The 20056-nt window shown below is 54.0% G+C and carries 17 protein-coding genes and 2 pseudogenes; 9 read left to right on the forward strand and 10 right to left on the reverse strand.

Annotated elements, in window-relative coordinates:
• Positions 1-86 precede the first annotated feature (86 nt).
• The 6 genes and pseudogenes from aceE to nirK form a co-directional block, all read right to left on the reverse strand.
• The gene (aceE, locus tag Q3970_RS02075; RefSeq protein WP_303098952.1) at positions 87-2756 is read right to left on the reverse strand and encodes a pyruvate dehydrogenase (acetyl-transferring), homodimeric type; all 2670 of its coding nucleotides are present in this window, start codon (positions 2754-2756) and stop codon (positions 87-89) included.
• 215 nt (positions 2757-2971) lie between these two features.
• Positions 2972-3364 carry a hypothetical protein gene (locus Q3970_RS02080; protein ID WP_303098953.1) on the reverse strand — a complete coding sequence of 131 codons (393 nt, stop codon included), beginning with the start codon at positions 3362-3364 and terminating at the stop codon, positions 2972-2974.
• A gap of 67 nt (positions 3365-3431) precedes the next feature.
• On the reverse strand, positions 3432-5117 hold the full coding sequence (locus Q3970_RS02085; protein WP_303098954.1) for a choline/carnitine O-acyltransferase: 1686 nt from the start codon (positions 5115-5117) through the stop codon (positions 3432-3434).
• Between the two features lie 172 nt (positions 5118-5289).
• The gene (locus tag Q3970_RS02090) at positions 5290-6042 is read right to left on the reverse strand and encodes a formylglycine-generating enzyme family protein (protein WP_303098955.1); all 753 of its coding nucleotides are present in this window, start codon (positions 6040-6042) and stop codon (positions 5290-5292) included.
• 104 nt (positions 6043-6146) lie between these two features.
• Positions 6147-6536 (reverse strand): cytochrome c, encoded by a 390-nt coding sequence (locus Q3970_RS02095; RefSeq protein WP_303099013.1) that lies wholly within the window; start codon positions 6534-6536, stop codon positions 6147-6149.
• Positions 6537-6569: 33 nt separating this feature from the next.
• A pseudogene (gene nirK, locus Q3970_RS02100) lies at positions 6570-7634 on the reverse strand (copper-containing nitrite reductase); the annotation flags it as partial.
• Between the two features lie 493 nt (positions 7635-8127).
• On the opposite strand from nirK, the gene Q3970_RS02105 reads away from it, so the two are divergent.
• Positions 8128-10365 carry a nitric-oxide reductase large subunit gene (locus tag Q3970_RS02105; RefSeq protein ID WP_303098956.1) on the forward strand — a complete coding sequence of 746 codons (2238 nt, stop codon included), beginning with the start codon at positions 8128-8130 and terminating at the stop codon, positions 10363-10365.
• A gap of 99 nt (positions 10366-10464) precedes the next feature.
• On the opposite strand, the gene Q3970_RS02110 is transcribed toward Q3970_RS02105, so the two are convergent.
• Positions 10465-10716, reverse strand: a complete 252-nt coding sequence (locus Q3970_RS02110) for a hypothetical protein (protein ID WP_303099014.1) — start codon at positions 10714-10716, stop codon at positions 10465-10467.
• A 5-nt stretch (positions 10717-10721) separates the two neighbouring features.
• On the opposite strand from Q3970_RS02110, the gene Q3970_RS02115 reads away from it, so the two are divergent.
• The 4 genes and pseudogenes from Q3970_RS02115 to serC all read left to right on the forward strand — a co-directional run bounded on the left by Q3970_RS02115 (position 10722) and on the right by serC (position 13717).
• Complete coding sequence (locus Q3970_RS02115; protein WP_303098957.1) at positions 10722-11252, forward strand: chorismate lyase; 531 nt, start codon at positions 10722-10724, stop codon at positions 11250-11252.
• Between the two features lie 45 nt (positions 11253-11297).
• Positions 11298-11510, forward strand: a pseudogene (locus Q3970_RS02120) (lipoprotein signal peptidase).
• Complete coding sequence (gene ubiA / locus Q3970_RS02125; RefSeq protein ID WP_303098958.1) at positions 11500-12417, forward strand: 4-hydroxybenzoate octaprenyltransferase; 918 nt, start codon at positions 11500-11502, stop codon at positions 12415-12417. The pseudogene Q3970_RS02120 and the gene ubiA overlap by 11 nt, the downstream one beginning before the upstream one ends.
• 196 nt (positions 12418-12613) lie before the next feature.
• Positions 12614-13717, forward strand: coding sequence for a phosphoserine transaminase (gene serC, locus Q3970_RS02130; RefSeq protein ID WP_303098959.1), 1104 nt, complete (start codon positions 12614-12616; stop codon positions 13715-13717).
• A gap of 149 nt (positions 13718-13866) precedes the next feature.
• Here serC and Q3970_RS02135 read toward each other — a convergent pair whose 3' ends face one another.
• Both Q3970_RS02135 and Q3970_RS02140 read right to left on the reverse strand, forming a co-directional pair.
• Positions 13867-14487, reverse strand: coding sequence for a Smr/MutS family protein (locus tag Q3970_RS02135; protein ID WP_303098960.1), 621 nt, complete (start codon positions 14485-14487; stop codon positions 13867-13869).
• Between the two features lie 62 nt (positions 14488-14549).
• Positions 14550-15278 (reverse strand): SDR family NAD(P)-dependent oxidoreductase, encoded by a 729-nt coding sequence (locus tag Q3970_RS02140; RefSeq protein ID WP_303098961.1) that lies wholly within the window; start codon positions 15276-15278, stop codon positions 14550-14552.
• Positions 15279-15464: 186 nt separating this feature from the next.
• Here Q3970_RS02140 and Q3970_RS02145 point away from each other — a divergent pair, with 186 nt between their 5' ends.
• Positions 15465-15875 carry a hypothetical protein gene (locus tag Q3970_RS02145; protein ID WP_303098962.1) on the forward strand — a complete coding sequence of 137 codons (411 nt, stop codon included), beginning with the start codon at positions 15465-15467 and terminating at the stop codon, positions 15873-15875.
• 64 nt (positions 15876-15939) lie between these two features.
• On the opposite strand, the gene Q3970_RS02150 is transcribed toward Q3970_RS02145, so the two are convergent.
• Positions 15940-17010, reverse strand: coding sequence for an AI-2E family transporter (locus Q3970_RS02150; RefSeq protein WP_303098963.1), 1071 nt, complete (start codon positions 17008-17010; stop codon positions 15940-15942).
• A gap of 215 nt (positions 17011-17225) precedes the next feature.
• Between Q3970_RS02150 and purM the strand changes: the two genes are divergently transcribed.
• The 3 genes from purM (at position 17226) to Q3970_RS02165 (ending at position 19527) form a co-directional block, all read left to right on the forward strand.
• The gene (purM, locus tag Q3970_RS02155) at positions 17226-18263 is read left to right on the forward strand and encodes a phosphoribosylformylglycinamidine cyclo-ligase (protein ID WP_303098964.1); all 1038 of its coding nucleotides are present in this window, start codon (positions 17226-17228) and stop codon (positions 18261-18263) included.
• A 674-nt stretch (positions 18264-18937) separates the two neighbouring features.
• On the forward strand, positions 18938-19204 hold the full coding sequence (locus Q3970_RS02160) for a hypothetical protein (protein ID WP_303098965.1): 267 nt from the start codon (positions 18938-18940) through the stop codon (positions 19202-19204).
• Between the two features lie 65 nt (positions 19205-19269).
• Positions 19270-19527, forward strand: coding sequence for a hypothetical protein (locus Q3970_RS02165; RefSeq protein WP_303098966.1), 258 nt, complete (start codon positions 19270-19272; stop codon positions 19525-19527).
• Positions 19528-20056 lie beyond the last annotated feature (529 nt).

Genomic DNA, 20056 nt, shown 5'->3' on the forward strand with positions numbered 1-20056 from the left:
CGCAGTTTGATCGCTGCGGCTTGAATGTTTCAAATGTCTGCCTGTTTTTCAGACGGCCTTAACAACAGGCCGTCTGAAAAGCGGCATCAGCGTTTCCAGCTCGGTGCAGTGTCGGTTTTGATGCTGTATTTTTCGATGGCTTGCTGCACGACGGCTTTGTCAACTTTGCCCTGATCGGCCAGCGCGCTCAGGGCAGCTACGGCAACGTGGCGGCTGTCGACCTCGAAGAAATCACGCAGGTTGGCACGCGAATCGCTGCGGCCGAAACCGTCGGTGCCCAAAACGTGGTAATCGTTGGGGATATAGGCACGGATGCGGTCGGCAAAGCTGCGGATGTAGTCGGTGGAGGCAATCACCGGCCCTTCGCGGCCTTGCAGCTGACGGGTAACGTAAGCCTGTTTTGCCTCTTCCAGCGGATGCAGGCGGTTATAGCGTTCGGCCTCAATGGCGTCGCGGTACAGCAGGTTGAACGAAGGCACCGACCAAATGTCTGCCTCCACGCCGAAATCGGCTTTGAGCATATCGGCGGCTTTAATCACTTCGTTCAGAATCACGCCCGAACCCATCAGCTGCACTTTTTTGCCGCCCTTGCCGCCTTCTTTAAACAGATACATGCCTTTAAGGATTTCTTCTTCGATTCCTTGGCGCTGCGGCATGGCGGGGTGGGCATAGTTTTCGTTCATCACGGTCAGGTAGTAGAACACGTCTTCCTGCTCCACATACATACGGCGCAAACCGTCTTGGATAATCACCGCCAGCTCATACTGGAAAGTGGGATCGTAAGAAAGGCAGTTGGGAATCAGATCGGCTTGGATGTGGCTGTGGCCGTCTTCATGCTGGAGGCCTTCGCCGTTAAGTGTGGTACGGCCTGCGGTGCCGCCTACCAAAAAGCCGCGTGCGTGCATGTCTCCCGCCGCCCAAGCCAAATCGCCCACACGTTGGAAACCGAACATCGAATAGTAGATATAGAACGGAATCATGGCGTAGCGGCTGTTGGCATAGCTTGTAGCTGCGGCAATCCAGTCGGCCATCGCACCCGGTTCGTTAATGCCTTCCTGCAGAATCTGGCCGTCGACCGATTCTTTATAGAACATCAGCTGGTCTTTATCCTGCGGGGTATAAAGCTGGCCTTTGGGATTCCAGATACCGTATTGGCGGAACATGCCTTCCATGCCGAATGTGCGGCTCTCGTCGGGCACAATGGGCACAATGCGTTTGCCGATTTGTTTGTCTTTCAGCAGGGTGGAAAGAATGCGCACGAACGCCATGGTGGTGGAAAACTCACGCTCGCCGCTGGTTTGCAGCTGCGCATCGAAAGCTTCCAGTGCCGGTACGGGCAGGGCTTCGGTGTTGGGGTTGCGTTGGGGCAGGTAGCCGCCCAAAGCATTGCGGCGCTCCCGCAGGTAGCGCATCTCTTCGCTGTCTTCGGGAAAGCGGTAATAGGGGATGTCGCCGCTGTCGATTTGTTCGTCGGTTACGGGAATGCCGAAACGGGTGCGGAATTTTTTCAAAGACTCCACATCCATTTTTTTTGCCTGGTGGGCAACGTTCTGCCCCTCGCCCGACGCACCCATGCCGTAGCCCTTGATGGTTTTTGCCAAAATTACGGTGGGGCGGCCGCCGGCGTTGTTTACCGCTTCGTAATAGGCGGCATATACTTTGTGCGGGTCGTGGCCGCCGCGGTTGAGCGCCCAGATTTCTTCATCGGACATACTGGCTACCATGGCCTTCAGCTCGGGGGTGTTGAAGAAATGCTCGCGCACATAGGCGCCGTCTTTGGATTTGTAGGTTTGGTAATCGCCGTCCAAGCATTCATTCATACGCTGTTTCAGCGCATTGTCGGTATCGGCGGCCAAGAGGTTGTCCCAACGGCGCCCCCAAATCACTTTCAGCACGTTCCAACCTGCACCGCGAAAATTGCCTTCCAGCTCTTGAATGATTTTGCCGTTGCCGCGCACGGGGCCGTCGAGGCGCTGCAGGTTGCAGTTAATCACGAAAATCAGGTTGTCCAAACCTTCGCGGGCGGCTAGGGAAATCGCACCCTGGCTTTCCGGTTCGTCCATTTCGCCGTCGCCGCAGAACACCCACACTTTTCGGCCTTTGGTTTTGGTCAAACCGCGCGATTCAAGGTATTTCAGAAAACGCGCCTGATAAATGGCCATCAGCGGCCCCAAGCCCATGGATACGGTGGGAAACTGCCAAAAATCGGGCATCAGGTGCGGGTGCGGGTAAGAAGACAGGCCTTTGCCGTCCACTTCCTGACGGAAGTTGTCCAACTGCTCTTCTGTCAGGCGGCCTTCCACAAAGGCACGGGCATAGATACCGGGAGCCACGTGCCCCTGGATAAACACCATATCGCCTTCTTCGCCCTCGCCTTTGGCGCGCCAAAAGTGGTTGAAACCCACATCATATAAAGTGGCTGCGGATTGGAAAGATGCGATATGCCCGCCCAATTCCAAATCTTTTTTACCCGCACGCAGCACCATGGCTGCAGCGTTCCAGCGTATGGCGGCACGGATGCGGTGTTCCAGCTCGTGATTGCCCGGCGACTTCTGCTCTTTGCCCACGGGAATAGTGTTCAGGTAGGCCGTGGTGGCGTCAAACGGCATGTGCACGCCGCGGCGGCGGGTGTATTTCACCAATTGCTCCAGCAGGAAGTGCGCACGCTCGGTACCTTCGGTTTCCAAAACCGAGCTTAAGGCATCCAGCCACTCCTGGGTTTCAATCGGATCAGCATCTTGAATTTGGGTGGACATATTTATCCCTTCTTTCGAGTGTAAGAATAGGCCTTTTCAGACGGCCTTTCCGTTTTCGTTTATGAAAACCCTGTGTTTTCCGCTTACGCTGCAAACACGCGGGCAACCTGCAACACACCCCGCAGCGCCGATCTAAAGTGTTAATATATTTAAAACTTTAGCGACAAACCGCCCTTATTCGGGCACTGTTCGGACTGTGCCGCAATATCCATTGCTTAATGTAAAATCCTATCAGCAAACCGTGCGGCTGGCAAATTGTGCTCATCAAGCCTGCAACACTTCCGCACACAATCTGAGCCGGTTTTTTTCTTTATAGAAAAACATAAACTTAAAACGGCCGTTTTATTTTCTTTTTTAATCAAAAAATGAACTGGAACGAATATTTTTGCTGTGTAAAAAAACGTTGCGGCTGCCCCGGCGGAAAACAGGTTTTTCAATATACCCGATTGAAAAAACCGACGGGCAAAAGCAGGCAGAATATTGGCAAGCCCCGTCGGAATCCAAACGGCGGGGCTTTTACAGAATTCATGCCGGTATTTAAAAACTCTGCGCCATATCCGCGCATGGCGGCACATAAAATTTTCAGACGGCCTGAACAAATGCAGCAAAAGTTGCGGCCTGTTTCAAACCGGCACCGTCAATCCGCCTGCGGCTGCGGATTGAAAACCGGCACCGTCAATCCGCCTGCGGCTGCGGATTGAAAAACGCCAGCAGCCGCCCTCCGCCCTGCTTCAGGGCTTCAAGGAAAATCGCCACTTCGCGTTCCTGCGCTTCGGGATGGCTCACGGTAAACAGCCAGCCTTCCTGTGTCAGCGTATAGTTGACGCCCAAACCGCCAGGCGACGTGGGGGCGAAAGCAAAGTTGACAATTACGGCATCGTCGCCCAAGGTTGATGTGGAAAGAAAATCGGTGCAGAAAGTTTGATAACCCGCACTTTTGAAAAAGGCGGGCAGGCGGCTGCCGTTGCGTTGGGCCGTCAGTTGCAGGCCGAGCAGGTGGCGGTTGGCACCCTGCCCCATCTTGGCGGCCTTTACCCGCGCTTTGTGTTCGGCCAGCGCGGCGTCGAGCAGGGTTTGAACAGGTTTTTCCTGCAACAGCGAGGCCACAAACGCGAGCGATTCTTCCGACACGGGGCGCACGCATTCGGTACGGCCGTAGGCGAAATGGCTTGCATCCACCGCTTCGTAGGTGTTGCGGATGTCGCCGTAGGTGGTTAATTGGGCGTATTGCAGCAGAAACTGCATCAGCGCATCATGGCTCACTCCTTTGGGCACGCTGCCGCCGTTGAACGGGATAACGGTGCTTTTTACGCGCATTTTGCGGGCTTTGGCGGCATAATCCTGCTGCCATTGCAGCCAGTTTTTCTTTTGGGCGGGCGTTAAATGCCAGGTGTGGCGGCTGATGGCAGGGGCGGTTTTCCGGCCTGTGGCACCGGTTTTTTCCGCCGCCAGCGCAACGATGCCTTTCAATGCGCCGCCGTCTTCCCATGTGTGTTCGCAATGCAGAAACAGGCGGCCGGTGGCGGTGTTGTAGCAGAAGGTGGCCGGCTTGTAACACCAGATGTTTTGCTGCGGCGCAAACGTGGCGCGTGCCAAATCTTCGTCGGCACTCAGGTTTTCCTCACGGTAAATACTGATGTGGAACAGATCGGTTTCGAGATAATCGGCCAGTTCGGTGTTGTCGTCTTTGCTGCGCAGGGCTTTATAGACGCGAGCGGTTCGGTCGCCGCCGAGGTAACACGGCACGGCCACGGGGAACGGGTTTTCGGCGGTGTCGGCCAGAATTTGGGCGATTGCCTGTTGAAACGTGTCGGGGTGGTAGGCTTCGTGGTTGTCGTCGAGCGCGGTAATGCGGTAATAAAAACCGTTGTGCAGCACGCCGATGTGCCGGCCCGGGGTGTCGGCGATGCGGAAGGTGTCGCAACCGTTTTGCGGCACCCTCGCCGCGCCGCGCAGAATCTGCCATTGCGCCATACACACAGGCGTACCCTGCGGCGTTACGGACGCGCTGATGCGGCCGTGGCGGTAGTCGGCGCACACGGCGGCCAGAGCGGCTGCCCATCCGCCCAAATCTTTGCCGTGGGTGCGGATATTGAAGCCGACATTGCTCGCCAAAGGCAGCGGCGTGCGGATTTTCAAATAGCTTTCCAGCCATGCGTCAATCAGCCAGCTTTTTTCGGATTGCCCGGCAAATTCCTGCAAAGCAGCCTGCAGGTTCTTCCCGCTGCGGCCTTGAAACTGCCTGACAGAGGCGGTTGCGGCAGCATAGGTTTCATCATCAAGCAGCGGTTTCACCTGCTTGAGGTAGCGGGCACAGGTTTCGGCGAGGTCGGGCACAGGCAGCGCAGGCGGCTTCCGCATGGTTTTCTCCTTTGGTATTAAACGCATGATATTTCGAAGATTGTAGCTGAAAGCTGCCGTATTGGTAAGCCCGGTTTTCTTCTGAAACCTGTTGGTATTTTCAGACGGCCCGGAATATTTATTTCAGGCCGTCTGAAAGTATCGGGGAATCCGGTTTTACGCCGTTTTGCTTTTACTTGGCGCAGCGGAACCCTAAATTGTTGAGTACGAATTTCGACTGCAGGCTGGTGCGTATGCCGTAACGCATAAAGGCAGCATAATCGCTCGGATCGGCCGAACCGGCAGAAGCGCCGCTGCAAAACATGTTGCTGCCTGCCGCCGAGGCGGAGGTGAGCAGGCTGCTGTTGAAGTCTTCGGTCCACTCCCAAATCAGGCCGTGCATGTCGTGTATGCCCCAATAGTTCGGTTTGCCTTTTCCGACATCCCTCAAGCCTTTGCGGCTTCCTTCGGCATACCAATCCAAAATGGTGCGGTTATAGCCGGGTTCCGCAGTGCCGTTGATTTTGGTAGCTGATGCCTGCCCGGCAAATTCCCATTCGTCGATGGTGGGCAGACGCTTGCCTTGTGCGGCACAGTAAGCATGTGCGGCAAACCATGAAACGTTGGTTACGGGTTTGTTCAAATCGCCTTTTTGCGGAACAAAACCGCCGCCGCCCGCCACCCAATGGCGCAGATAACCTTGTTCGGCATGTTTGCTGCTGACTTTGTTGCGCTGCCATTGCGGGTGTTTTTGCACAAAAGCGGAAAATTGGGCATTGGTAACGGGCAAAGTGTCTATTTGAAACGCTTTTACAGTAATCATCGGCGTTTCTTTTTTCAGATAAAGCGGGCGGTACCTGCCGCCGCTGACTTTGGCCATTTCCGCCGCACCGGCTGCGGAAGCTGCTAAAAGCAGGAAGGTACCGAAAATTTTGACAGTATTCATAGCAGTGGTTCCTTTATTACGCTTTCAGACGGCTTTAGAGGCCGTCTGAAAAGGTCTGCATTACAGGCACCGCTTACAGACGGCCTGTGCGGTTCGGCTGCTTTTTAGCTGCCGCGTTCTTTGGCCACATCGGCCGGACTGAACTGGCCGCCACCGTTGCCGAAGCTGTTGAGGATATAGGTTACCACATTGGCGGTATCTTCGTCGTTTAAGGCAACGGAAGGCATTACACTGTTATATTCCTTGCCGTTAACGGTGATTTTGCCGCTCACGCCTTTGAGTACGGCGTGGATACCGCGTTTGGGATCGGCTTTCAGGTAGTCGGATTCGGCCAGTGGGGGAAATGCGCCTTCAACACCCTTGCCTTCCGCACCGTGGCATGCCATGCAGTTGGCATTGTATACGGCTTTACCCAGTTTGATCTGCTCTTCTTTGTTGGAAGCCTTGGCAGGCCCGGCTTGCACTTTCTGTTCTTCTTCGGGCGTTAACGGCACGGTTTGAATAGCACCGCCTTCGGGCCGGTAAACCGTATCGCTGATTTTGCCGGAATAGATTTCTTTGTTTTCAGGCCCTTCCACCACCAGCTGGCCGAGTGCGCCTTTATTGAACGCACGGAAAATGGAGTGGTCGACCAAAGTGTAACTGCCGGGAACATCAAGTTTGAAATCTACAATCGCGGCACCGCCCGCAGGCACGATGGTGGTTTGGATGTTTTCGTTAATCAGTTTCCCGCCTTCTACATAAACCTTATCGAAAATTTCACCGATAACGTGGAATGACGACACCAGGTTGGGGCCGCCGTTGCCGACGAAAATGCGTACGCTTTCGCCCACTTTGGCTTTCAGGGCATTATCGCCCGCAATTGCGCCCACGTGGCCGTTAAACACAACATAATCAGGTTGCTCTTTAATGGCTTTTTCCATATCGAAAGGCTGCAGGCCGGTTTCGCCGTATTTGCCCTTGGTGTAGAAGTCGCCCTGAACCACATAAAACTCTTTGTCCACTTTGGGCAGCCCTTCTTTCGGTTCGACCAAAATCAGGCCGTACATGCCGTTGGCGATGTGCATACCCACAGGAGCGGTGGCGCAGTGGTAGATATACAGGCCGGGCTGCAGGGCTTTAAAGCTGAATGTGGAAGTGTGGCCGGGGGCGGTAAATGTGGCTTCGGCACCGCCTCCCGGACCGGTAACGGCGTGGAAGTCCACATTATGCGGAACAGTGGAAGAAGGATGGTTGGAAAACTGCACTTCTACCGTATCGCCTTCGCGCACACGTATGAACTGGCCGGGAACGTCTCCTCCGAAAGTCCAGTATTTATAGTCTACGCCGTCGGCCATCGGCATCACTTTTTCGATAACTTCCATTTTAACCACCACCTTGGCCGGATAGTCGCGGTCAATCGGCGGCGGCACTTCTGGAGCCGAAGTCATTACGGCATCGATAACCGGCAACTCGCCCTGAGGCCGGGTGTCGGCTTTTTGATCTGCAGAAGCCGCGGCCGGTGTGTCGGCAGACTTGTCGGCTGCCTGCTGGCCGCAGGCTCCGAGAGCGAACAGAGAGGTTATCAGTACGGCTAAAATGTGGCGTTTCATAGCTGGTTCCTTTGTGGTTATCCGCTGTGCGGTGTTATCGTCGGCCGCGATGTTTTTTCAAACGGAAATTAAAGTTGAGGCCGTCTGAAAACATGCGTACCGGTAATTTTTGTTTTCTAAAATGTGTGCCGTGCCCTATGTTTAGGGTTGCCGTTTTATTTTGATTGGTTTCGCCTGCTTGGGCAGATTATGGGTTAAACCTGTAAATACCATTTTGACTTACGTCAAAAGTTTTATTTAATCTGAATCTTAAAGAAATCAGAAGAGGAAATTCCAAATCAAGTCTCAAAGAGCCCTACAACACTGTTTTTCTTGGAATATCAAATAAAAATTCACTTTAAACCTTGATTTTAATTTGATTAAGTTTTTTTAGTTTGGATTAAAAAACCCAGCATTTCAGCCGTATCTATTTTCAAAAACCCGTGTTAGAATGTTTTAACATTCCTATTTAATGAATGTTAAACCACTCCCAACCGAAATGAAGGAGCACAAAATGGGACAGTACAAAAAGCTCTGGTATTCGCTGATTGCCGTGCTGGCGATTACCTTCTCGATACTCGGCTATCTGGGTATTGAAGTTTACAGGCAGGTTCCGCCCGTTCCCCAAGCCTATGTGTCGGAATCCGGCGAAACCGTTATCAGTAAAGAAAACATCCTGGCCGGGCAGTCGGCCTGGCAGAGCACGGGCGGCATGGAGCTGGGGTCGATACTCGGCCACGGCGCTTACCAAGCCCCCGACTGGACGGCCGACTGGCTGCACCGTGAAGCGGAAGCCTGGCTCGACATCACCGCCGAAAAAGAAACCGGCAAAAAATATGCCGAACTGGATAAAGCCACCCAAGCCAATATTCAGGCGCGCCTAGCCGACGAATACCGCAACGGCAGCCGCGTAAACGAAAACGGGCAGGTGGTGTTGTCCGATACACGTATCGAGGCGGTTAAGCGCGTTGCCCCCTACTACATCACGCTCTACGGCGACGACCCGTCGATGATTAAAACCCGCGAAGCATTTGCCATGAAAAACGGCACGCTGCCGAGCGAAGAAGCGCGCCAAAGATTAACCGACTTCTTCTTCTGGACGGCTTGGGCATCTTCGACCAACCGCCCCGACCACGATGCCACCTACACCAACAACTGGCCGCACGAGCCTTTGGTGAACAACGTGCCGACCACCGAAAACTATATGTGGTCGTTTGCCAGCATCGTGTTTCTGCTTCTGGGCATCGGCCTGTTGGTTTGGGGTTTTTCGTTTTTGAAAAAACACGACGAAGAACCGGCCGCGCCGTCTGAAGACCCGCTGTCTAAAGTGGTGCTGACTCCGTCGCAAAAAGCCTTGGGCAAATATGTGTTTTTAACCGTGGCATTGTTTGTGGCGCAAGTGTTGCTGGGCGGCCTGACCGCGCACTACACCGTTGAAGGCCAACAGTTTTACGGCATCGACATCTCGCAGTGGTTCCCCTATGCATTGGTGCGCACCTGGCACATCCAGTCGGCGATTTTCTGGATTGCCACCGGTTTCCTCACCGCCGGCCTGTTTCTGGCGCCGGTTATCAACGGCGGCAAAGACCCGAAATTCCAACGGGCGGGCGTGAACTTCTTATACATCGCCCTGTTTATCGTGGTACTCGGCTCATACGGCGGCAATTTCTTGGCATTAAGCCATGCGATGCCCGCACATCTGAATTTTTGGTTCGGCCATCAGGGCTACGAATATCTCGATTTAGGCCGTTTCTGGCAGATTCTGCTGATGGTGGGTTTGCTGCTGTGGCTGTTTTTGATGCTGCGCTGCACCGTAAACGCCTTCAAACAGAAAACCGATAAAAACATGCTGGCGATTTTCGTCGCCTCGATGGCCGGCGTGGGCCTGTTCTACGCACCCGGCCTGTTTTACGGCGAACACACCAGCCTCACCATTATGGAATACTGGCGCTGGTGGGTTGTGCACCTGTGGGTGGAAGGCTTCTTCGAAGTGTTCGCCACCGCCGCCTTGGCTTTTATTTTCTACAATATGGGTTTGGTGTCGCAACGCACCGCCACCGTTACCGCCCTGGTTTCCGCCAGCCTGTTTATGGTGGGCGGCGTGCCCGGCACTTTCCACCACCTTTATTTTTCAGGCACCACCACGCCCGTGATGGCGGTGGGCGCGTCGTTTTCGGCTTTGGAAGTCGTGCCGCTGATTCTTCTCGGCCGTGAAGCTTACGAGCATTGGTCTTACCAGCACGCCGCACCTTGGGCGAAACGCCTGCGCTGGCCGCTGATGTGTTTCGTTGCCGTGGCGTTTTGGAACATGGTGGGCGCGGGCGTGTTCGGCTTCTTGATTAATCCGCCGATTTCGCTCTACTACCTGCAAGGTTTAAACACCACAGCCGTGCACGCACACGCGGCCCTGTTCGGGGTGTACGGCTTCTTGGCGCTGGGCTTCGTGCTGTTGGTGGCAAGCTACATCAAACCGAATGCCGAATTTAACGAAAGCCTGATGACTTGGGGTTTCTGGCTCCTAAACAGCGGCCTGGTGCTGATGATTGTTATCAGCCTACTGCCGGTGGGTGTGATTCAGGCCTATGCCAGCATCACACAAGGCTTGTGGTATGCCCGCAGCGAAGGCTTTATGCAGCAGGAACTGCTCGACACCCTGCGCTGGGTGCGCACCGTTGCCGACCTGATCTTTATCGGCGGCGCGTGCTGCGTATCGTGGCAGGCAACGAAAATGGTTTTTGCCCGCAGCAAATAAACCGGTGTATCCGAATCTCGAAAGGCCGTCTGAGAAAATTCAGACGGCCTTGTTTGCAATAGCCAAAATAGGTTTGCCGGCCGCATACCGTATGAAAATCTACGGTAAAACAAAAAGAAAAAAGTATTGAAGCTGCAAACAGCACCGGCAGTACAGAGCGGGAACTGCCGCTGCCGATACCAAAAGAGACCTTTGCTCCAGATGTGGATGCAGTTCAAGGCATAGCAGCGCAGCGGGCGCAGACATATCAAGTACAAGGCTAAGCGGGCGGGCAGTGCACAATGCAGAAATGCGCCGCAGATGGGGTTTTTGCAAAGGTCTCAAAAATACGTTTTTTCCGCTATATAATATCGGATATGGATAACCGCCTGATATGGCAGCCCCGCCTGCCCGAAAACATTTCACCCCGCTCACCGCAAGCCGCCGTGATGCGGGCGCAGTCGCTCACCGCTGCCTTGCGCGGTTTGAACGCCGGCTTCTCCGTGCGCCTGCTGCATTTGGGAAGCAGCAGCTTCGACCGCCTTTTTTCAGACGGCCTGCAAAACAGCACCCCACAAAACTGGTTTGCCCGCGACGTATTGCTGTGTTTGGACGGAGAACCCGTCGTATGGGCGCGCAGCCTGTGCCGGCAAACGTCGGCCGACTGGCTCGGCCTGCTCGACTGCGGCACGCGCCCCCTCGGCGAGCAGCTGTTCGACGGTTCGCTGCCCTTAACGCGCTCACCGTTCGAATATACCGCCCTGCCGCCGCATTACCCGCTGGCGGGTTTCGACGGCCATGCCTCGGTGGCGCGCCGCTCGCTGTTTGACTGGCAGGGCGAAACGCTCGGCCTGGCAGAATGCTTTCTGCCCGCGCTGCAAAGTTTTGTTCAGCCCGCTGATGAGTGAGATAGAATTAGATTATAATCGCCCCCACGATACAGGCTGAGACCTTTGCAAAACCGCCACCTGCGGCGCATTTCTGCGTTATGTGCTGCCCGTCCGCTTGCCTAACTCCACGTTATGTCTGCGCCCGCTGCGCTGCTACGCCTTGAACTGCATCCGCATCTGCCGGTTTTGCAAAGGTCTCAGGCCGTTTGGAAACAAGCGGCTTTATCCGTATCGGCTAAATTTATAATTAAAGTTAATATCACACATGAACATTAAACGGTTGCTCCTGAAATTTCTGCCCCGCTATACGGTCGGCAGGCTGGTGATTTACAGCCGGCTGATGCGTATCGAAAAACCTATCGGCACCCTGCTGCTGCTGTGGCCCACTTTTTGGGCGTTGTGGATTGCCTCGCAGGGCATACCCGACTTCACCATTCTGCTGGCCTTTGCCGCCGGCACCTTTCTGATGCGCAGCGCAGGCTGCGTAGTCAACGATTTTGCCGACCGCGGCATCGACGGCGCGGTAGAGCGCACCAAAACGCGGCCTTTCGCACGCGGCTTGGTTTCCGCCGAAGAGGCCGTGCTGCTGGCGCTGATACTCTGCCTGGCGGCCGCCCTGTGCCTGCTGCCGCTCAACCGCCTGACTTGGCTGATGAGCCTGCCCGCGCTGTTTCTGGCGGTAAGCTACCCTTTCACCAAACGTTTTTTTCCACTGCCGCAGTTTTATCTGGGGCTGGCGTTTTCGTTCGGTATACCGATGGCGTTTGCCGCCGTAACCGAAACCGTGCCGCCGCTGGCCTGGCTGCTGTTTACCGCCAACGTATTGTGGACGCTCGCCTACGACACCATCTATGCCATGGCCGATAAAGAAGACGACCTCAAACTCGGCATCCGAACCTCGGCCATCACCTTCGGCGACAACGACGTATGGGCCATTATGCTGTGCCATTTCTGGTTCAGCGCCCTGATGGCGGTGCTGGGCCGGCAAATCGGCGCCACCTGGCCTTTCTGGATCGTACTGCCGCTCACGGTTTACTGGCAGGTGCAGCAATACCGCCAAATCCGCACCCGCGACCGCTGGGTGTGTTTCCGCACGTTTTTAGAAAACAACCGCATCGGCCTGGCTTGGTTTTTGGGCATCGCCGGGCATTATCTGTGGCTATCGCTTTATTCGGCCGTCTGAAAACGCTTTTCAAAACTCCTCCCCGCCTTGCGGAACACCCTGCCACGGGCTAGAATCGGGCGTTCCGGCCGGAGGAACCGTATGCCGGAAAGCGGGCGCAGCAAGCTGCACGCATTACGGTTTTTTTTCAACAGCCGGCAACCGCGCCGCACCGTACCCGCATACCGATTAGGCTTTCTTTCCAAGGCACATCAATATGTTACCCACTCCCGTTTATAATTTTTCAGCCGGCCCCGCCGTGCTGCCCGATGCGGTGCTGCATACCGCACAAAACGAAATGCTCGATTACAACGGCACCGGCTTTCCCGTGATGAGCATGAGCCACCGCTCCGATGTGTTTATGAGCATCCTCCACCACGCAGAGCAGGATTTGCGCACACTGCTGGATATTCCGAACAACTATAAAATCCTGTTCCTGCAAGGCGGCGCCAGCTCGCAGTTCAATATGGTAGTGATGAACTTCGCCAACGGATTCAAACGGGTGGATTCGGTGGTAACGGGCAATTGGTCGTCGGTGGCGCACAAACAGATGGGCAAGCTTTCCGATGCCGAAATCCATCTTGCGGCCGACGGCAAAACGCTCGACTATCTCGACCTGCCACCCGCAAACACTTGGGATACCGGCCGGCACTCGGCTTTCGTGCACTTCGCGAGCAACGAAACCGTAAACGGCCTGCAATACGGCGAACTGCCCCGGCCGGACGCAGATATGCCGCCGCTGGTTTGCGATATGTCGAGCGATATTTTGTCGCGCCGCATCAACGTGCGCGATTTCGGCGTGATTTACGCCGGCGCGCAGAAAAACATCGGCCCCTCGGGCGCAACCGTGGTGATTATCCGCGAAGACCTGCTCGAACGCTGCTCGGCGCGCGTGCCCGACGTATGGAACTACCAAGCCCACATCAACCGCCAGGGTATGCACAACACGCCCGCCACTTATCCCATCTATATCGCCGGGCTGGTGTTCCGCTGGCTGCTGGCGCAAGGCGGCGTGGCGCAAATAGAAACGGTGAACGCGCTGAAAGCCGCCAAACTCTACGATGCCATCGACGGCAGCGGCGGTTTTTATATCAACAAGATCCGCCCCTCCGCCCGCTCGAAAATGAACGTGGTGTTCGGCACGCAAAGACCCGATCTTGACCAACGCTTCGTGCAGGAAGCCGATGCCGCCGGCCTGAAACTGCTGCAGGGCTACAAATCGGTGGGCGGTATGCGCGCCAGCATCTACAACGCCATGCCCCTACAGGGCGTGGAAGCGCTGGCCGGCTTTATGCAGGACTTCCAACGCCGCCACGGCTGATCAACAAACCCTAAATCAAAATTCAGGCCGTCTGAAACATAAAGTTTTCAGACGGCCTGATACCTTTCAAAAAAGTCAGATGCGGATGCAGTGCAAGGCGCAGCAAAGGCTTCAGCCTCGCTTCTTCTTAATTTTGTTTCACTACAAGTTTAACCTTCCCGCCCGCAGAAACGGTTGCGTTTCAACAAAATCCTCACTGCGCCGTCATTGCCGGGGCGCGGTTCGGTATAAGCCAATACATCAGGGTGGGCCATCAGCCAGCGGCGCACCAGATTTTTCAGCACGGGTTTGTAGCCTGAAGAACCCAAACCGCTGCCGTGGATAATCTCACCGCACACACCGCGTTTTTTGGTGAACTCTATAAATTCGTTCAACACCTGCTGCGCTTCTTCCTGCGTGTAGCCGTGCAGATCCACATCTGCCACCACCGGCCAGTGGCCGCTCTGCAAACGGCGGATGTCGTTTTTACCCTGCCCGTTTTTGCTGAAAGTGGCGGGCGGCTCGTCGGCTCCGCCGTCGCCCACATAAAAATAATCTTCGGCCGCCAACGCCTCTGCCTGGATTTTGCGCGGTCTGATGGGCGACATGTCGCGCGGCGGCACATAGCGGTTGCTGTTTTTCAACGGGGTAACACCGGCCATTTCTTTGGCGAAATCCACTTGTTGCGCCGCCTGTTTGCGTACCACTTCTTCGGCTTGTGCCTTCTCCTCGGCGGCCTGTTTGGCCTGTTTGCCCAATGTTTTTAAAACGGATTGGAAATCGTTGCTCATTGCTGTTGCTTTCTATGGCCGGGTTTTCAGACGGCCTTATCGAAAATATTTCATGCCGCACCTTAACGCAGGCGGCGCACATCATCAATAACGTTTGTGCCGAAACACCCGCTTGCAATCATTCCGGCAATTCCGGCGGCGGCGGTTTCGGGGCTGCTCAGTCCGCCCTCTGCTTTCAGATCAAGAAAACGCCGCACCATCGGAAAATCTGCTTCATGCACCCGGCGGATTTCGTCCTGCATGGCGGTATCGATCACGCCCGGGGCGATGGATGCGATTTTCACGCACGGATGTTGTTCGGCGGCGATGCAGCGGGCGTGATGGTCGAGCGCGGCTTTGGCGGCACCGTACACGCTCCAGCCAGGATAAGCGTTGCGCCCTGCCCCGCTGCCGATATGGGCGATTTTCAGCACCGATCCTTCGGGCTTGCAGGCTATCAGATAATTGGCCAGCAGCATGGGCGCGGTAATGTTCAGCGAAACGGCGGCGGCAACCTCGGCTGCCTGCTGCCGTCCCGCCACGGCATTGGGAACAACGGTTGCGGCATTGTTGATTAAAACGATTTCCCTGCCGTCTGAAACAAAATGTGCCAATTCACCGCTTTGCAGCCATGCCGTCAAAGCGTCGGTATCGCTCAAATCGATACTGTGCTGCACGATGTTTTCAGACGGCCTGAAATCTGCCTGCCGCCGCGCAATGCCCAATACACGGCAGCCTGCCTGCAGATAATGCACGGCCAGTGCTTTACCCAGGCCGCTGCTGTGGCCGGTGATGATGATTTTGGTGTCCATACGGTCTGTTTGATAAGGGAAGAAAACCCTATTTTAACGCGGACACTGTTTTTGCCAAGGCTTCGGCCGTCTGAAACAGGCATGGTATCCAAGCCTTGTGTTTTGCGGTATATTGACCCGCTTCATAAGCAGGCACCGGCTGTTTCCAACCGGTTTGGCCGATAGTTTTAAAAAAAAGGAAATGCGATGTTTAAACGCCCTGAAGAACTGATTGTGGCCGTATTGGCGGCCTTATGGGTGGTACTCTCCTACCTGATTGCCAATTATTTCGGCGCTCCCGCACAAACCAAACTGCTGATTTCAGCGTTAACGCTGATTTGCGTAACCGTATGCTTCGTGCTGTGGCAGCGCAACCTGAGCCGCACGGTCTGGCCGTTTTTTCTGGGGCTGCTGACAGCCTGCTGGTGGCCGTACCTCGATTGGGTGGCGGTGCGCGATATTCTGGTGCCCGGTGCGGAATCTTCGGCCATCGTTATCAGCAAACCCTGGTATGCCGGCTGGACTTTTAAAATCATCACCGCCGCCGTACCCGTAGTGCTGGGCTATGCGGTAAAATGGAAGCTGCACAACAAACACAGGCATAAAGCGGTGGATTAAACCGTACCAATCCGCAAAGGCCGTCTGAAAAACGCTTTTCAGACGGCCTTTGCACAGCACTGCTTTATTTATGGTTATAAAACCAGCTTTTGAAATACACGTCTGCACCTTCGCGCAGCAGCACCAGCGTTACCGCCGCCAGCGGCAGGCCGACGAGCATGCCCACGAAACCCATCAGCTGCCCGAACGCCATCAGCGAGAAAATCACCCAGAAAGGCGACAGGCCGATACGGTCGCCGACGATTTTCGGTGTGATAAAGAAACTTTCTAAAAACTGGCCGGCGGCAAACACCCCCCACACCATCAACAGCCCCTGCCACGAACCGAACTGCAACAGCGCGGCAACAGAAGCGAGCAGCAGGCCGGTAAATGCGCCCAAATAAGGCACAAATACCAAAATGCCGGCAATCATGCCGATGGCAAAACCCGAATCCAGCCCCACCAGCATCAGCCCCATGCCGTAAACCAAACCCATAATCAGCATCACCATCAGCTGGCCGCGCAGAAACTCGCCCAACACCTTATCCATATTGCCGCTGATACGCACATAGCTGCCGATAAAACGGCGCGGCACCAGCTTGCGCACACCGTCGCCCCAACGCTGCCAGTCGAGCAGGAAGTAATACAGCAGAAAAGGCAGCAGCAACAGGTTGGAAACCCCCGCCGCCACATTGCCGCCCTGCCGTATCAGAGTGGGTGCGGCCTTGCGCAGGGTATTGCTCAATTCGCCCGTGTGCGACTGCAGCCACACGGTAATGCTCTGCACGTCGACTTCCACCCTCTCTCCCGCCAAACGGCTCACCCACGGCAAGAACCTGTTTTGAACAAAGCCCACAATTTGCGGCAGGCGCTCCACCAGATTGTTAAACTGGTTAATCAGCATCGGCACAATAATCAGCACCAGCGCGAAAATTACGGCCAGAGAAAAAACCATCACCACCATCGCCGCCGGTGCGCGCCCCATACCTTTGGCGCGCAGCTTTTCCACCAGCGGGTTGAGGATATAGGCCAGCACAGCTGCCACCACAAACGGCGTAAGGATATTGCCCAATGCATAAACCAGCCATATAAAAGCGGCCAATACCGCCGCCATGATTATCCACGGCCGTGCGCCGCGAGGTTTTTTGCGATACATAAAATCAAATAAACAGTTTGTTTGCAGGTTTCAGACGGCCTCAAGCATATCATATTTGGCTTTAAAAGCCGTCTGAAATTACAGGCAGGCATCGGCAGCCCCAAGCCCTCACCTGCATTTCCGGCATGCGCCGGAAGCTTTCGGACGGCCGCAACAACACCGCATAATAATCAGGTAAAATAACCTAATTTTTACCTTAGAAAGAAAGCCCCGCGATGAACATCCCTTCCCTAAGCTACCGCGACGCAGGCGTCGATATCGATGCAGGCGACCAATTGGTCGAAAACATCAAACCCTTTGCCAAACGCACCATGCGCCCCGAAGTGTTGGGCGGCTTGGGCGGCTTCGGCGCGCTGGTGGAAATCAGCAAAAAATACCGCAACCCCGTTTTGGTTTCGGGCACCGACGGCGTGGGCACCAAACTGAAACTGGCCTTTGATTGGGACAAACACGACACCGTCGGCATCGACCTCGTAGCCATGAGCGTGAACGATATTCTGGTGCAGGGCGCCGAGCCGCTGTTTTTCCTCGACTATTTCGCCTGCGGCAAACTCGACGTGGCACGCGCCACCGATGTGGTCAAAGGCATCGCGCAAGGCTGCGAAGAATCGGGCTGTGCCCTAATCGGTGGTGAAACCGCCGAAATGCCCGGCATGTATCCCGAAGGCGAATACGATTTGGCCGGCTTCGCCGTGGGTGTGGTGGAAAAAGATCGGATAATCACCGGCCGCAGCATCGCGCCGGGCGACGCGGTATTGGGCTTGGCTTCCAACGGCGCACACTCCAACGGCTATTCGTTAATCCGCAAAATCATCGAGCGCTGCCAACCCGATTTGGATGCCCCGTTCGACAACGGCCAAACCCTGCGCCAAGCCGTTATCGCCCCCACCCGCCTGTATGTGAAACCGGTTTTGGCCGCACTGCAAAAATTCACCATCAAAGGCATGGCGCACATCACCGGCGGCGGTATCACCGAAAACCTGCCTCGCGTGTTGCCCGAAAACACCGTCGCCCAAATCGATGCGGGCGCATGGCAGATGCCAAAACTGTTCCAATGGCTGCAACAGGCCGGCAATGTGGAAACGCAGGAAATGTACCGCACCTTCAACTGCGGCATCGGCATGGTGGTGATTACCGCCGCCGAAGATGCCGATGCGGTGCAAGCCTTCTTGGCCGGACAAGGCGAAACCGTTTACCGTTTGGGTTCGATTCGCGAACGCTCGGGCAACGAACACCAAACGCAGATTGCCTGATTTTGGTTTGATTGTCCGAACATACGGATAAATCGGATTCACACCAAATCAGTACTGCAGTAAAAATGCCGTCTGAAACAATTTACTGTTTCAGACGGCATTTTGATTTGGTAATCCCGAACAAAGTAATTTTAGAAAACTTTATACAACCGCAATAAATTCGATATCTTTTTAGCATAAATAACGATTATTTTATAGGTATTTACAAATCAAATTTAACCGATATGATTATTCATTTTTCAATTAAACTACATAATAACAGATGAAATCCAGCAGCATTTTTAAAATGGTTGTATTCATTATAAATTACCTATCAAAAATGCCGAAAACATTTACGGCTGCCACACAGCGGAATCACTGCTTTGCAACCCCAGCTATCCAAGTTCTCCGGCAAGCCGGCCTGCGTCAAAAGCTTTGTCCGTAAACAGTGCCTCCCACCACCTTCAAGCAGGGCTTTCATACCACAGATACCGTTTCGCTGTCCGGAAAGCAGTTCGAAATCCGACAAATTGCCTAAAGCATCAATCATGGCAAGGATTTTTAGCACCCATTTTGTCCTTTACACCAAAAAACCAACTTCAAAATGAAACTTTTTTTTATTTTGATAATCGTAACAGTGAATCTCCATAGAACGGGATTTATGTTATTGATGATTTCATATTAAAGGAATAATTATGCATACCTTGAAACACAGTGAATTGAACCATGTGTCAGGAGGATTTGCCTTAAACGCAGGAGGCGCTGCCTTAGGAGCATTAGGAGGCGGTATTTCCTATGCTACTTATAATTATGCAAGTAACGGCAAATGGAATTGGACTCACTTTGCGGGATCCGTAAGTGGGGGCGCAATGGCTGGTGCTTTAATGAATCCGGTTGCAGTTGCAACAGTAGGTGCCGCCGCTAACGGAGCAATAGCAGGCACTGCCGCAAGAGCCAAATAAAAAAACAAATCAGCTTCTGCTAAAGCGGAAGCTGATTATCAATAACAGAGACAGGGTTATTTCAGATGAATTTTTTATGGAAAATTTTAGCCCCCTCCGATTCGTTTGCACAAAATATGTATGTCGTTTTTTTTATTTTTATCGGCATGGTATTTATCATGCCGGCATTTTACCGTCTGTTTGCAGGAATCGAACCTGTTACGGCTATGGGCCGCTTTGCCGTTCCGTTTTTATCACTGCTTGCAACTATTGCCGTTTCCACCCTGTTTACTTTGTTTTCGGCCAAACTTCATAAACAGAGTAAAAAATGCAAACATGATTAAAAAAAAACTGTGGGAAAAGGTCGGGTTGTTTACACTTTTTATGCCAAACGACTTTTGTTTTTTGCTGGAATGATGGTTTCGTGATTTTTGAGCATTCTCAAGAACGATGCGGCTTCGCCGTGCCTTTCGGCATTCTTGACAACCCTCAAAAATCCCAAAATGGGTCTGCATACAAAAAACGGAAAGTGTAAACAACGCTAGAATTTCCTACAATATACAGCAGGCCGTAACAGCAGGCTATAAGACTAAATTGATTTCTTCAGGCCATATTCTTTTGGATTCGCATTTTTCAATACAAGGCAGCCGGCCGAAAACAATACAAACAGCAAGAGACAGCTTCTGTTTCTGCTGCGGTTTATAAAACGTTCTCTTTAGGTCAAGGTGCAGCATCACCGTAGCAAAAATTTAAGCTAACCCACCATTTAAGCTTTGAATGTTTCAACACACAGGACGACACATAAAGCGCCGCCCTACGTGTTGCCCTGATTGGGAAGGGGTTACACCCCTACCCGATAAACCCAAATTCTAC

It is taken from the genome of Neisseria sp. (genome assembly GCF_030530745.1).
In the GTDB taxonomy this organism is placed as follows: Bacteria; Pseudomonadota; Gammaproteobacteria; order Burkholderiales; family Neisseriaceae; genus Neisseria.

Bases quoted from the DNA above. Each gene is read 5' to 3' on its own strand.
- Q3970_RS02085 (WP_303098954.1), bottom strand. From the start codon at position 5,117: ATGCGGAAGCCGCCTGCGCTGCCTGTGCCCGACCTCGCCGAAACCTGT.
- Q3970_RS02135 (WP_303098960.1), bottom strand. From the start codon at position 14,487: ATGAGCAACGATTTCCAATCCGTTTTAAAAACATTGGGCAAACAGGCC.
- Q3970_RS02115 (WP_303098957.1), top strand. From the start codon at position 10,722: ATGGATAACCGCCTGATATGGCAGCCCCGCCTGCCCGAAAACATTTCA.
- Q3970_RS02105 (WP_303098956.1), top strand. From the start codon at position 8,128: ATGGGACAGTACAAAAAGCTCTGGTATTCGCTGATTGCCGTGCTGGCG.
- Q3970_RS02140 (WP_303098961.1), bottom strand. From the start codon at position 15,278: ATGGACACCAAAATCATCATCACCGGCCACAGCAGCGGCCTGGGTAAA.
- Q3970_RS02145 (WP_303098962.1), top strand. From the start codon at position 15,465: ATGTTTAAACGCCCTGAAGAACTGATTGTGGCCGTATTGGCGGCCTTA.
- aceE (WP_303098952.1), bottom strand. From the start codon at position 2,756: ATGTCCACCCAAATTCAAGATGCTGATCCGATTGAAACCCAGGAGTGG.
- ubiA (WP_303098958.1), top strand. From the start codon at position 11,500: ATGAACATTAAACGGTTGCTCCTGAAATTTCTGCCCCGCTATACGGTC.
- Q3970_RS02160 (WP_303098965.1), top strand. From the start codon at position 18,938: ATGCATACCTTGAAACACAGTGAATTGAACCATGTGTCAGGAGGATTT.
- serC (WP_303098959.1), top strand. From the start codon at position 12,614: ATGTTACCCACTCCCGTTTATAATTTTTCAGCCGGCCCCGCCGTGCTG.
- Q3970_RS02090 (WP_303098955.1), bottom strand. From the start codon at position 6,042: ATGAATACTGTCAAAATTTTCGGTACCTTCCTGCTTTTAGCAGCTTCC.
- Q3970_RS02150 (WP_303098963.1), bottom strand. From the start codon at position 17,010: ATGTATCGCAAAAAACCTCGCGGCGCACGGCCGTGGATAATCATGGCG.
- Q3970_RS02165 (WP_303098966.1), top strand. From the start codon at position 19,270: ATGAATTTTTTATGGAAAATTTTAGCCCCCTCCGATTCGTTTGCACAA.
- purM (WP_303098964.1), top strand. From the start codon at position 17,226: ATGAACATCCCTTCCCTAAGCTACCGCGACGCAGGCGTCGATATCGAT.